13 protein-coding genes are annotated in these 13,812 nt (G+C 52.0%); all 13 read left to right on the forward strand.

The window, feature by feature from the left end:
- Window positions 1-150 precede the first annotated feature (150 nt).
- The 13 genes from ACQKE4_RS07910 to rfbC all read left to right on the forward strand — a co-directional run bounded on the left by ACQKE4_RS07910 (window position 151) and on the right by rfbC (window position 13,787).
- The gene (locus tag ACQKE4_RS07910; protein WP_427387710.1) at window positions 151-600 is read left to right on the forward strand and encodes a DVU3141 family protein; all 450 of its coding nucleotides are present in this window, start codon (window positions 151-153) and stop codon (window positions 598-600) included.
- A complete protein-coding gene (locus tag ACQKE4_RS07915) occupies window positions 600-2,306 on the forward strand; it encodes a polysaccharide biosynthesis/export family protein (protein WP_427387711.1) in 1,707 nt (568 codons plus the stop codon). Before ACQKE4_RS07910 ends, ACQKE4_RS07915 begins: the two co-directional genes overlap by 1 nt.
- Before the next feature lie 193 nt (window positions 2,307-2,499).
- On the forward strand, window positions 2,500-3,315 hold the full coding sequence (locus ACQKE4_RS07920; RefSeq protein ID WP_427387712.1) for an ABC transporter permease: 816 nt from the start codon (window positions 2,500-2,502) through the stop codon (window positions 3,313-3,315).
- A 3-nt stretch (window positions 3,316-3,318) separates the two neighbouring features.
- Window positions 3,319-4,416: a chain-length determining protein gene (locus tag ACQKE4_RS07925; RefSeq protein ID WP_427387713.1), complete on the forward strand. Its 1,098-nt coding sequence runs from the start codon at window positions 3,319-3,321 to the stop codon at window positions 4,414-4,416.
- Between the two features lie 169 nt (window positions 4,417-4,585).
- Window positions 4,586-5,515, forward strand: coding sequence for a hypothetical protein (locus ACQKE4_RS07930; protein WP_427387714.1), 930 nt, complete (start codon window positions 4,586-4,588; stop codon window positions 5,513-5,515).
- Between the two features lie 430 nt (window positions 5,516-5,945).
- Complete coding sequence (locus tag ACQKE4_RS07935; RefSeq protein WP_427387779.1) at window positions 5,946-7,064, forward strand: ISAs1 family transposase; 1,119 nt, start codon at window positions 5,946-5,948, stop codon at window positions 7,062-7,064.
- A gap of 150 nt (window positions 7,065-7,214) precedes the next feature.
- Window positions 7,215-8,633, forward strand: a complete 1,419-nt coding sequence (locus ACQKE4_RS07940) for an MBL fold metallo-hydrolase RNA specificity domain-containing protein (protein ID WP_427387715.1) — start codon at window positions 7,215-7,217, stop codon at window positions 8,631-8,633.
- 74 nt (window positions 8,634-8,707) lie between these two features.
- A complete protein-coding gene (locus ACQKE4_RS07945; protein WP_027958929.1) occupies window positions 8,708-9,058 on the forward strand; it encodes a four helix bundle protein in 351 nt (116 codons plus the stop codon).
- A 61-nt stretch (window positions 9,059-9,119) separates the two neighbouring features.
- A complete protein-coding gene (locus ACQKE4_RS07950; RefSeq protein WP_427387716.1) occupies window positions 9,120-10,028 on the forward strand; it encodes an ABC transporter ATP-binding protein in 909 nt (302 codons plus the stop codon).
- A gap of 38 nt (window positions 10,029-10,066) precedes the next feature.
- Window positions 10,067-11,293, forward strand: a complete 1,227-nt coding sequence (locus tag ACQKE4_RS07955; RefSeq protein WP_427387717.1) for a dTDP-glucose 4,6-dehydratase — start codon at window positions 10,067-10,069, stop codon at window positions 11,291-11,293.
- Window positions 11,290-12,195 carry a dTDP-4-dehydrorhamnose reductase gene (gene rfbD / locus ACQKE4_RS07960; protein ID WP_427387718.1) on the forward strand — a complete coding sequence of 302 codons (906 nt, stop codon included), beginning with the start codon at window positions 11,290-11,292 and terminating at the stop codon, window positions 12,193-12,195. The genes ACQKE4_RS07955 and rfbD overlap by 4 nt, the downstream gene beginning before the upstream one ends.
- 47 nt (window positions 12,196-12,242) lie before the next feature.
- A complete protein-coding gene (rfbA, locus tag ACQKE4_RS07965; protein WP_427387719.1) occupies window positions 12,243-13,151 on the forward strand; it encodes a glucose-1-phosphate thymidylyltransferase RfbA in 909 nt (302 codons plus the stop codon).
- An 87-nt stretch (window positions 13,152-13,238) separates the two neighbouring features.
- Window positions 13,239-13,787: a dTDP-4-dehydrorhamnose 3,5-epimerase gene (rfbC, locus tag ACQKE4_RS07970; RefSeq protein ID WP_427387720.1), complete on the forward strand. Its 549-nt coding sequence runs from the start codon at window positions 13,239-13,241 to the stop codon at window positions 13,785-13,787.
- Window positions 13,788-13,812: the final 25 nt, after the last annotated feature.

The following is a 13,812-nucleotide window of genomic DNA, read 5'->3' on the forward strand; positions in this document are numbered from 1 at the left end:
GTGCCTTTACTACAGCCCCGCGTACTGGGTAGCCTTTTATAAAGGTGCTTATTTAGCGCACCACCTCTTTCACCGCGCAGAAGAGTAGGGCAAGGGAATACGCCCGTAACGATCCCTGGGCGGTAGCGTGCCTTTTTTTTGGAAATCAATATGCCAATATCTCAACGTTCATTTGTGTCGCCAGCTCGCATGCTGCTGGCCGCACTTAGTGTGGCTGTTATCAGCGGCTGTGCCACCAATTACCCTTCTGGCAGCACCCAGCAAGAAGCGCGCTACGTGCTGAATACCGATGCCGCCAAGCTATTAAATGATGAAAGCCTCAATAGCTTTCTTTCAGAAGCACCGGCCAGCGGCATTCTTAATCTGGCGCGCAGCCCATGGGGCGACAACGTCGAGATCGTTGCTGACGAATCTTATCTGGCCGCCAGCGGCCGGGAATGCCGCAAGTTAAGAGTGGTCGCGGCAGGCGGGGGCAGTGCACGCACCGCACTGGTATGTGAAACGCCCAACGGCTGGGTTAATCAACGTGTCGTTACTGAAGCAACTAACCAAGCAGTGACACAACAAGCAGCTACACAAGCAGTCGAAGGGCGCTATTAATGTTAAAGCACACCCTAGCAGTCGTTTCCATCACCCTAATCGGCGCGCTGGCCAGCAGCACTAGCTGGGCGCAATCGTTAAGCCTTTCTGACAGTATTCTGCCTTCGCAAGGTGGCCAGCAGGGCGCAGCCCAGCAGCAAGAAGAAGTAAATGATACCCCGCGCGCCGACTGGCGCAGCGGCACCTACGGCCCCGTAACGCTGCCATTGCAAGACCCGGATACCTTGCCACCCTTCGGTGCCAACCTGTTTAGCGGTGGCTTCCGGGGTGCCATGGGCGATGGCTTAAACCCGAATTACCGCATCAAACCCGGCGATCAGGTTACCGTGCGCGCCTGGGGCGCGTTTGAGTTTGATCGTGTGCTTCCGGTTGATGCCCAAGGCAACATCTTTATTCCCGGCTCTGGCCCGTTAAATGTAGAAGGGCAAAGCAGCAGCGAAGTCGACGGCAGCGTACGTAGTGCGATTACCTCGGTCTACCCGGACAACGTAGAGGTCTACACCAACCTGCAAGGCGTTCAACCCGTTGCCGTGTACGTGACCGGCTATGTGGAAAACCCCGGCCGTTATGCAGGTACGCCCAACGACTCACTGCTCTATTTCCTCGACCAGTCCGGCGGCATCGACCAAGACCTGGGTAGCTACCGGCAAATTCGCGTGGTGCGCGATGACCGCACCGTGGCCACCGTGGATCTATATGACTTCCTGATTAACGGCACCATAGCCCGCCCGCAGTTCCAAGATGGCGACACCATCGTCGTGGAAGAGCGCGGCCCGGCCATTGCGGTAGGTGGCGATGTACACCGTGAACACCGCTACGAGCTAATTGGTAATCAGCTTAGCGGCGCAGAAATTGTTGCCCTTGCCCGGTTAAGAAGTGGCGTTTCCCACGTGCTGCTGCGCGGCGACCGTGAAGGCGGCCCCATTGCGCAATACTTCCCCATTGATATGTTCTACGGCCAAACCATTCGCAGTGGCGACGAAGTACAGTTCAGCGCCGACCAGCGCAGCGAAACGATTGTGGTACAGCTAGAAGGTAGCTACTACGGCCCCTCGCGCTTTGCACTGCCACGCAATGCCCGCCTAAGCGAATTGCTGGACGCTATTCCCGTACCCGAAAACATGACTGCTGTAGAAAGCATTTCACTGCAGCGTGAAAGCGTACGCCAGCAGCAGGCCCAAGCACTGGAAGATAGCCTACGCCGCTTGGAAACCACCTACCTGGGTGCCAGTTCACGCACCGACCAGGAAGCGCAAATCCGCCTGCAAGAAGCTGAGCTGATTGAGCGCTTTATTGAACGCGCAAGAGACCTGGAGCCCAGTGGCCGGTTAGTGGTTGCCAACAGCAACGGTATTTCCGATATCCGCCTACAAGATGGCGATGTGGTGACCATTCCGGAAATCAGCGATTCCATCCTGATCAGTGGTGAAATTCTGGTGCCTCAAGCCGTGGTATACCGCCCAGGCATGAGCGTGATTGACTACGTAGAAGGCGCAGGTGGCTTTACCGAGCGCGCCGATGAAGACCAAATCCTGCTGGTTCGCCAGAACGGCGCTGTAGAGCATGCCAAAAACTCACCGCTACGCCCAGGCGATGAAATACTAGTGATGCCCGCCGCGCCCACGCACAACCTACAGTTGGCCTCCACGCTCACGCAAATCCTGTTCCAGATCGCCGTGACTACGCGAGTAGCGCTTGATCTTTAATAGCTTGTGAATAGTGAGTTGTTAATGGTGAATAGTGGATAGTTAATGGTGAGTTGTGAAATATGAGGAAGTGAGGGGTAACAATTCACCACTCACCACTCACCACTCACCACTCACCACTCACCACTCACCACTCACCGAAAAGCGGAGCGATGCAGGAACACTCTTTGTTTATCTCTAAAGAATTATCCCTATGGAAAACATAAATGCCCAGCCCCAGCCAAGGCGCGCGCGCACATCGTGGCAGGTCACGCGCAGCGTGTGGTACGCCATGTTTATGCGTGAAGCCATCTCGCGCACCATGGCAGACCGCATGGGTTGGTTCTGGATGCTTTTTGAACCAGTAGCTTTTATTGCGATTATGGTAGGTATTCGCAGTTTTATACGTGGTGATAGGCTGGTTGTGAATGCTGAATTTATACCCTGGATGATTGCGGGGTTAATGGGTTTCTTCTTAGTACGTGAAGGTATGATGCGTGGCATGGGCGCCATTGATGGCAACCAAGCCCTTTTTGCCTATCGTCAGGTTCAGCCAGTAGACCCTGTATTGGTGCGCAACTTTTTGGAAGGCATGCTGCGTAGCTTCGTCTTCCTAATTTTCATTGCTGGTGGGTTAATGCTGGGTATTGATTTTTATCCTGATAATGCCATCCGCGTTATTGGTGCATGGCTGTCTTTGTGGTGTTTAGGCATTGGTCTAGGCTTGGTAACGTCTGTTGCAGCAACATTGGTACCAGAGGTAGGTAAGGTCATCCGTATGCTTTCATTACCGCTTATGATTTTATCAGGCGTGATCTTTCCGCTAAACACATTACCGCATTGGTTGCTTGAGTATCTTATGCTAAATCCGATTCCTCATGGCTTGGAGACACTGCGTGTGGGTTTTTTCGAAAATTATCAAGTGATTCATGGGACCAGTATGCTCTATTTTTGGCTATTTACACTTACCCTCATCGCCCTGGGGCTGCTGATGCACCTGCGCTTTATTGATCGTTTGAAGGCAAAATAATCCATGCAACGTTCGTTACGCCGTTTTGTAAAAAAGTCGCCGCAGTGGGCAGTGGCCGTCGCCGCGATTTTAATCGTTTCGTTTTACTGGTTTGTGTGGGCAGAAGAGCGCTATGTATCACGGGCAACCGTAGTATTGGAAAGTCCTCAGGTAGCATCACCTGAATTCAGCCTATCCTCTTTAATGGGAGGTGGCGCTGGCAATACTGCAGACCTACTGCTGTTACGTGAGCACTTACTTTCAGTAGATATGCTGCGCCGCCTGGACCAAGACTTAAACATTCGCGCGCACTACACCGAAAACGGTGATATTTTCGCTAAACTGCGCGACCACGATGCCCCGATTGAAGACCTGCACAACTACTACTTACGCCGGGTAGAGGTAGAGCTGGATGAGTACGCAGGGGTACTCAATATTTCAGTGCAGGGCTATACGCCAGAATTTGCCCATCAAATGACCACACTGCTGCTTGAAGCAGGTGAAAACCATATGAACGAAATGGGGCACCGCCTAGCGGATGAGCAAGTGCGCTTTTTAGAGCAGCAAATGGTTCGCCTAGACGAGCGTTTCAAAGAAACCCGCGCCGCGCTATTGGAGTATCAAAATGAGTTTGGTCTGGTATCACCGACAGATACCGTCGCCAGCATTAACCAAGTCGTTGCCACGTTAGAAGCAGACCTAGCCCGTTTCCAGGCCCAGCGCAGCGCACTTTCCAGCTTCCAAAGCACCCAGTCTGCTGAACTACGTCAAGTAGAGCGCAATATTACCGCCTTACGTGAACAAATCATTGAACAGCGTGACCGCATAGCGCAAGCATCCGGTGGCTCATTAAATAGCGTTTCAGCGCAGTATGAAACGCTAGAGCTGCAGGCCCAGTTCGCCCAAGAAACCTACTCCAGCGCCCTGGCAGCACTGGAAAACACCCGCTTAGAAGCCGCCCGCCAGCTCAAGCAGGTAAGCGTACTGCAAAGCCCGCTATTCCCGGAATACCCAACCGAACCCAACCGGCTCTACAACAGCAGCGTATTCGCCATCATCACCATCTTCCTAGCCTTCATCCTCAGCATGCTGATCATGATCATCAAAGATCACAGAGACTAAATGCTTGGTGAAGGGTGAAGGGTGAAGGGTGAAGGGTGAAGGTGAAGCGTGAGGATTTTCGTAGCGCGTGGTAACGAGAAAGCGAGTTCAGCGAGCGTATCGAGGCACCCGCGGGAGGCGTCGGCACGACGCCCAGATGACACCATTGAATTAAGTAGAAGGGAAAACGATGGCTAATCGAAAAAGCCACGATCAAAACTTCAAAAACTTGATCTTGGATTATCCTCATGAAGCACTTGCATTCTTTGCTGCAGAAGAAGCCGAAGATCTTACTCCGAGCGTCAAGATTACACCGATACGCCAAGAGCAGCTAAAAGAACGCTTAGGTGATCGATTTCACGAGCTAGATGTACCTTTATTAGTAGAGTGGCCCGATGGCAGGCGCGAAGCACTGCTGTTTACACTCGAAGAAGAAACAGACCCAAACAGATTTTCTATTCATCGGCTTGCCCATTACACTCTGCATTTAAGTGAGTTATTCGAAACAGAGCGTGTTGTACCCGTAGTTATTTTTTTACACTCAAATCAAAATATTGCAGAAAGTCTGCATATCAAAAGTGAGCGGCACAGCTACTTGCAGTTCAGCTACTTACACACTGAGCTCAGCCGCCTACCTGCAAAACAATTTTTTGGCAGCCAAAACATCGTCGCGAGATTAAATCTGCCAAACATGAACTGGGCAGATAAAGATAAGATCGAAGTTTATGCCAGCGCGATTCAAGGGCTCTTTGCACTAGAATCTAGTGTAGAAAAGCAACTTAAATACATTGATTTTGTCGATATTTATAGCGAACTAAACGAAGATGAAAGAAAAGCCTACCAAAGGCGCTATCCGCAGGAGGAAAGCAAAATGGCTGGTTTAGCAGAAAGACTCCGTAATGAAGGCATGCAACAAGGTATGCAACAAGGTATGCAACAAGGCATGCAGCAAGGACTTCATGAAGGTATTGAAGGTGCTCTACGCCTTCAACTTAAACTGAAATTTGGTGAACTACCAGAATGGGTGGAAGTAAAGCTACAACAGGCATCAGATAGCCAACTCACCCATTGGCTGACTCGGATTCTTAGTTGTGACAACCTCAGCGAGCTTCTCGAATAGGCGCCGGAACGACGCTCAACGCCACGATACCCAACTCCGGCACTGGGCTGCCGCTGCGAGCATACCCATGACGCTATGGAAGCACAAACCGTAGCGCGTGGTAACGAGAAAGCGAGTTCAGCGAGCGTTTTGAGGCACCCGCGGGAGGCGTCGGAACGACGCCCAGCGGCACGTAATTCAACCTCGGCACCGCTCCGCGCTGCTTCCGCGGGTGCGCTTCGCTTACCACGCGCTACTCGATCACGCATGCACATAACTTTGTGGAAGCACAACCCGTAGCGCGTGGTAACGAGTCTGCGAGGAACGAGCAACGAGGCACCCGCGGGAGGCAGGGAAAATGCATGAAAACCCGCGCCATGATGCGGCTTTCAGCGCTTTACGAGGTTAGTCTGATGTGGTCATCTAAGTGTTTTCCTTTTGGATAACATCTATGTCAGCGCCGTCTCTGTTTCAGCATTTGTCTGTTATTCCCGACTTCAGGCAATCCTGGAAAGTGCAACATCAGCTTTCGGATATCCTGTTTTTAGTGGTATGTGCAGTGATTTGTGGCTCAGAGGGCTGGGACGAAATCGAGGATTTTGGCCACTCAAAACTTGATTTTCTCAGACAATATGGTGATTTTGGCGGCGGCATTCCCAGTCACGATACGTTGGCGCGTGTCATGGCACTGATCAACGCAGAACAGCTTCAGACAGCCTTTGCCGAATGGATGAAAGCCTGCCACGACGTAACTCAGGGTGCAGTGGTGGCTATTGACGGTAAAACACTGCGGGGCTCTTATTGCCGAGGAAAGCAGAAAGGCGCGATCCACATGGTGAGTGCTTTCAGCGCGGCTAATGGCGTCGTATTAGGGCAAGTGAAAACGGCACAGAAATCCAATGAGATCACCGCGATACCCGAGCTACTCAAGCTTCTAAATTTACAAGGCTGTCTGGTGACAATTGACGCGATGGGGTGCCAGAAAAAAGTAGCGGCAAAAGTGCTCCACAAAGGAGCTGATTACCTGCTTGCTGTCAAAGATAATCAGCCTAAATTGATGCAAGCCTTCGAGCAGGCGTTTCCAATGAGTGAGCTGATTGGCTTTGAAGGTGATGCTTATGTGACCGATGAGAAAAATAGGGGGCGTCAGGAAACGCGTTATCACTTTGCCAGTGAGTTCACTCAAGAATTTCAAGATCTTAGTTATGAGTGGCCGGGGTTGAAAACAGTGGGTGTGGTGATGTCATTTCGTACTGAAGTCGGTCGTGCACCAGAAGAGCCAACGTTGCGCTACTACATCAGTTCAGCAGAATTGAGTGCTAAAAAATTGGCTGAAGCGGCTCGTCAACATTGGTTCGTGGAAAATAAGTTGCACTGGTCACTGGATGTCGCTTTACGAGAAGATGCTTGCAAAGTCCATCGAGGCTATGCGGCTGAGAACCTTGCCAGGGTTCGTCACATTGCTTTGAATTACCTCAAGGGCGAGACAAGTTTTAAAGGTGGCATACGCCGAAAGCAGAAAAAGGCAGCACTGGATGAAAGCTATTTAGCGACGATATTGGCTGGATGAAATCTTTCATGCGTTTGCCCTGAGCTCCGCGAGCGTTTTGAGGCACCCGCGGGAGGCGTCGGAACGACGCCCAATGGCACCTAGCCCTAAACCGGCACTACTTCAACCTCGCACCATTCACCATTCACCATTCACCACGCACGGCTTCAAATGCTCGAAATAATCCACCACGGCGGCGCCACTGGCGTTACCGGCAGCTGCCACCAACTGATTCTAAATAAAAACGAATCCCTACTGGTAGATTGCGGCCTCTTCCAAGGCGAAGACGCCACAGAAGATACCTTCGAGCAGCTACAAATAGAGTTCGATATCAGCACCGTAAAAGCCCTGATCATCACCCATGTACACATCGACCATGTAGGCAGGCTGCCTTACCTGCTGGCCGCAGGCTTCACCGGGCCTATCATCTGCTCGATCCCCTCGGCCAAACTGCTACCGCTGGTCATTGAAGACGCGCTAAAAATCGGCTTCACCCGCAACGCCCAACTGATCAAGCGCTTTCAAGCGCAGCTCGAAAAGCAAATCGTTAGCGTGCCCTACGGCAAATGGCATGGCGTAGTAAGCGATCACACTGTTGTAGATGAAGGCGGTAAAGGAACCACACGGGTAAAACTCAAACGGGCAGGGCACATTCTGGGTTCCAGCTACGTCGAAGTGAGTTACCAAGACTCAGATACCGGCGAAAAAGAGCGCACCGTATTCTCCGGTGACTTAGGCGCCCCTTACGCACCGCTGCTGCCTGCACCTAAATCGCCCTACGGCTGCGACCAGCTGGTACTCGAAAGCACCTATGGCAACCGCACCCACCCAGACCGACGCCAGCGCCGCTCAACCTTAAAAGCAGCCATAGAGCAAGCACTCGCTAACGGTGGCACGGTGATGGTGCCTGCCTTCAGCATTGGCCGAACGCAAGAACTGCTCTACGAACTTGAAACCATTATTCATCAAGCGCGCTCGCCACAATGGAAGTCGCTCGAAGTCATCGTCGATTCACCGCTGGCCGCACGCTTTACCCAGCTATACCGCGAGCTAAAACCCTACTGGGATAAAGAAGCCCAACGCCGCCTACGCAGTGGCCGCCACCCGCTCAACTTTGCCAATCTCTACACGGTGGATAGCCACGCCGAGCATGAACAAACCGTAGAGTACTTGGCTAAAACGGGTAGACCGGCAGTAGTGATTGCCGCCAGCGGCATGTGCGCAGGCGGGCGCATTATGAACTACCTCAAAGCCATGCTCGGCGACGAACGCCACCAAGTACTGTTTGTGGGCTACCAAGGCGCAGGCACACCAGGGCGGGATATTCAGCAATACGGCCCACAAGGCGGCTGGGTAAACATCGACGGCGAGCGGTACGACATCAAAGCAGGGGTTAGCAGCATCAGCGGCTACTCCGCCCACGCCGACCAAAAAGACCTGCTTAACTTCGTCAAACGCATGCACCGCTGGCCCCACACCATCCGCCTAGTACACGGCGAACAAACCGCCCGCGCAGCACTCAAAAACGAACTTGAAAGCCTCTATCATCGCAAAGGAAAACAAGTGAGGGTAGTGAATGGTGAGTGGTGAGTGGTGAGTAGTGAGTAGTGAGTAGTGAGTAGTGAGTAGTGAATGGTTATTGGTGAGCGGTGGCGGGAGGTTGAATGAGAAAGCATCAAGAACTGAGAATCTGGCAAGAAACAATGGACTTGGTGGAAACTATTTATGCCCAAACCGCTGCGTTTCCAAATCATGAACTTTATGGCCTAACCAACCAAATGCGCCGGTGTGCTGTTTCGGTACCGAGCAATATTGCAGAAGGCGCAGCTAGAGGAAGTACTCAAGAGTTCATTCGGTTTTTGCATATATCTCAAGGCTCTCTCAGCGAACTAGAAACGCAATTACTTATCGCCCAACGTCTCAACTATTTACAAGATATTTCAGGAATTTTGGCATCAATTAATCAGGCATCTGCTCAGCTAGGTGGTCTCATCAAACATTTAAAGAATCGGTGAAATCAATGCGCCACATGAACTTCCTATTCACCATTCACTACTCACAATTCACAAACCAAAAATGATTGAAATCCGTAACCTCTACAAGCGCTACCACAACCACCACGGCAGCGATTGGGTACTCAAGGACATCAACCTAACGATCCCCACCGGGGTGAGCGTGGGCTTGATCGGTGCCAACGGCGCGGGTAAATCCACGCTGTTGCGCTTAATCGCCGGCATGGATTCCCCAGAGCGGGGCGAAGTCATCCGCCATAGCCGGGTTTCCTGGCCAGTGGGGCTTTCAGGCGGTATGCAGGGCAACATGACCGGGCGGCAGAACGTTAAATTCGTTGCTCGCGTGCAAGGCAGTAGGCCGGAAGAGGTAAAGCGCGTTATCCAGTTTGTAGAAGACTTTGCCGAAATCGGCAGCTCATTCGATGAGCCGATTCGCACCTATTCATCCGGTATGAAATCGCGCATCTCCTTTGGCCTTTCGCTAGCCTTCGACTTTGATGTGTATATTTCCGATGAAGCCACCGCCGTAGGCGACCGGGCCTTCAAAGCCAAAGCTAAAGATCTGTTTAACTCCAAAATCGGCCAAGCCTCGCTGATAATGGTGTCCCACTCAGAAGGCATCTTAAAAGACCTCTGCCAAGCGGGGCTGTATCTGAAAAATGGAAAAGGCCATTGGTACGATGACATCAACGAAGCTATTGCCGCTTACCACGCAGACTCAGATGCCAAGAAAAACGGCACTGCCTTACCTTCTGATATACCTGGTGCTCGCCGCCATCTTCAAGAGTGTCACTCAACATTAAAAGGTGCTCAGGAAGCATTGGCTGACTTTCAAGAGCAGGATGCCCCACAGCAAGATATCGCCGCCGCCAAAAGCGAAGTTCAAAAGGCAGGCAAAGCAGCGCGTAAAGCCCGCGAGCACCTTGAAGCCCTTCAAGAACAGCGGCGTGAAGAAAAACGCAAATCAGCCTGATTATTGTATTTACATCACTACCACCCATTAAGAAACATATGAACACCAAGACGTTTTTAATTACCGGCGGTGCTGGCTTTATCGGCTCAGCAGTTGTACGCGAGCTTATTCAAAACTCAGCCCACCGTGTAGTGAATGTAGATAAACTTACTTATGCAGGTAATTTAGAATCGCTCGCGAGTGTTGAGGGCAACGAACGTTACACCTTCGTGCAGGCGGATATTTGCGATGCACACGCAATGCAGCAGCTGTTTAAACAACATCAGCCCGATGTAGTGATGCACCTTGCAGCAGAGAGCCATGTAGACCGCTCTATCGACGGCCCGGCTGAGTTTATCCAAACAAACGTGGTAGGTACCGCCGTATTGTTAGAAGCCGCTCGTGGCTACTGGAAAGCGCTCCAACATCAAAATTCGGCCAAAGCAGATGCCTTTCGCTTCCACCATATCTCCACTGATGAAGTGTATGGCGATTTGGGGGCGCCGGAGGCGCTTGTGAATGGTGAATCGAAAACCGTGAATAGTGAATTGAAACGGGCCAGCAGTGACCACTCACCACTCACCACTCACCACTCACTCTTTACTGAAGAAACCCCCTACGCCCCCAGCTCGCCATATTCGGCCAGCAAAGCCAGTTCGGACCATTTAGTGCGTGCTTGGCAGCGCACCTATGGCCTACCCACACTGGTAACCAACTGCTCGAACAACTATGGCCCCTTCCACTTCCCGGAAAAACTGATTCCGCTGATGATCCTCAATGCCCTAGCAGGCAAGCCGCTGCCCGTATACGGCGATGGCCAGCAAATCCGCGATTGGCTCTATGTAGAAGACCACGCCCGCGCGCTCATCAAAGTCGCCACCGAAGGCCAAGTAGGCGAAACCTACAACATCGGCGGCCATAATGAGAAGACCAACCTGGAAGTGGTCGAAGCGATCTGTAAAATCCTGGACGAACTGGTGCCCATAAAGACCGATGAGGACACCCAAGATTTATCGCCCACCACTCACCACTCACGATTAACCACTCACCATTCACCATTCACTACTTACAAACAACTCATCACCTTCGTCACCGACCGCCCCGGCCATGATGTGCGCTACGCCATCGATGCCAGCAAAATGGAACGCGAGCTAGGCTGGGTGCCGCAAGAAACCTTCGAAACCGGCCTACGCAAGACCGTGCAGTGGTACCTTGCCAACGAAACCTGGTGGAAACGCGTACAAGACGGCAGCTACCAAGGCCAGCGGCTAGGTAGTATTTCATGAATATCTTCATCACCGGTGGTAATGGCCAAGTAGGCTTTGAACTCCAGCGCCAGTTTGCCCCTTTCGGCACTATCTTGGCCCCGACACGCCAAGAGCTCGATTTAACCAACGCCGAAGCCGTAGATGCTTACCTTGCCAAACATCAGCCTGGCTTAATACTCAACGCCGCCGCCTACACAACAGTAGACAAAGCCGAAAGCGAGCCACAGCAGGCCAAACGCCTAAATGCCGAGCTACCCGCGCAGCTAGCGGAATATGCAGCGAAGCAGGGCATCCCCCTGGTGCACTACTCAACAGACTACGTTTACCCAGGCAACGGCGAAACACCCTGGCAAGAAGATAGCCCCACTGGCCCATTAAGCGTTTACGGCCAAACCAAGCTGGAAGGGGACAACGCCATCGCTGAAAGCGGCGCCAACTACCTCATCTTCCGCACCAGCTGGGTATACGCCGCGCGCGGCCATAACTTCATGAAAACCATGTTGCGGCTTGGGCGCGAGCGCGATGCGCTCAACATTGTGGATGACCAAATAGGCGCGCCCACCCCCGCACGCCTAATCGCCCAAGTAACGGCACTGGCTTTTACTCCTCATGCTTCACACTTCACCCCTCACGTAATATCCGGCGTTTACCACCTTGCGCCACGGGGTGAAACCAGCTGGCACGGCTTTGCCTGTGAGGTTTTCAAGCAAGCGGGCAAGCAAGCGGGTAAATTAGATGAAGAGCTGACTATTCAGGCAGGGCGTGTAAGCGGAATACCCACTAGCGATTACCCTACGCCCGCTCAGCGCCCGCTTAATTCGCGTATGGCGCTCAACAAACTGGAAAATGCACTAGGCATCATCATGCCTACTTGGCAAAGCCAGCTGGCCCTAACACTGCAGGAGTATTGTGAGGAGTAAGATGTCACACCCCAAACATTACACCTCATAAAATCAGGATTTCAGGAATGAATACCTCACCCCTCACCCCTCACGCCTCACAAAGAAAAGGCATTATTCTGGCGGGTGGTTCTGGTACACGTTTGCACCCCATAACCCGGGGGGTGTCAAAGCAGTTGTTGCCTGTTTATGACAAGCCGATGATTTATTATTCGATCTCGGTGCTGATGCTGGCAGGCATACGTGAAATTTTAATTATTTCTACGCCAGAAGACCTGCCCCAATATAAAAACCTTCTTGGCAGTGGCGAAGACTTCGGCCTGCAATTTGAATACGCCGAGCAGCCATCGCCCGATGGCCTGGCGCAAGCCTTTATCATTGGCGAAGCATTCATCGAAAAGAGCCCGGTTTGTCTTGTGTTGGGCGATAACATCTTTCACGGCCAGCACTTTTCAGACCAGCTTAAACGAGCCAGTACGCAGCCTAACGGCGCCACAGTGTTTGGCTACCTGGTAAAAGACCCTGAACGCTTTGGCGTTGTAGAGTTCGATGAGGCGGGCAAAGCAATCTCGATAGAAGAAAAGCCTAAAAAACCCAAGTCTGCCTATGCCGTTACCGGCCTTTATTTTTACGATAATGACGTAGTAGACATCGCTAAAGCGGTTGAACCCTCTGAGCGCGGCGAGCTTGAAATTACCAGCATCAATAACGCGTATCTTAAGCGGGGTGACCTAAACGTCGAACGCCTGGGGCGTGGTTTTGCCTGGCTGGACACAGGCACCCACGATAGCCTGTTGGAAGCGAGTCAGTACGTACAAACCATTGAGCATCGCCAAGGCCTCAAAATCGCCTGCCTGGAAGAGATCGCTTGGCAAAACGGCTGGATCAGCGATGAGCGCTTGGTAGAACTTGCCAAGCCGCTGGCTAAAACCCAATACGGCCAATACCTGCAACGTCTTTTAAGAAGTAAAAAGTGAGTAGTGAGGGGTGAGTAGTAAGCCCATGGCTATCATCACTCGACTCCCACAATTCACCACTCACTATTCACCATTGACGGTTTAGCCATGCACTACGAAAAACTCGCCATACCAGATGTCGTTCTTCTTACCCCTAACGTTTTCGGCGATGAACGGGGTTTCTTTATGGAAACCTTTCGCCAAAATGAATTTGAAGCCCACTGCGGCAACTATCAGTTTGTGCAAGATAACCATAGCCAATCGGCTCAGGGCATTTTGCGCGGCTTGCATTACCAGTTGCATCAACCCCAGGGAAAACTCGTGCGGGTCACTCGTGGTGAAGTGTTCGATGTGGCCGTCGATATGCGCAAAAGCTCGCCCACATTCGGCCAATGGGTAGGTGCTATGCTCAGCGAAGAGAACAAGCAAATGCTGTGGGTACCACCGGGGTTTGCTCATGGTTTTTACGTGACAAGTGAAAAAGCAGAATTCCAGTATAAGTGTACGGACTACTACGCCCCAGGGGATGAAGTATCGCTACGCTGGGATGACCCCGCCATAGGGATTAAATGGCCGCTGGCAAATAGTCGGCTGCCTGCGTTGTCATCCAAAGATCAGCATGGCGTAAATTTTTCAGACGCCCCACGTTTTGATTAAAATTAATGACCATAGAAGTAAATGG

This window comes from Halomonas sp. NPDC076908, assembly GCF_050269715.1.
Classification (GTDB): Bacteria; Pseudomonadota; Gammaproteobacteria; order Pseudomonadales; family Halomonadaceae; genus Vreelandella.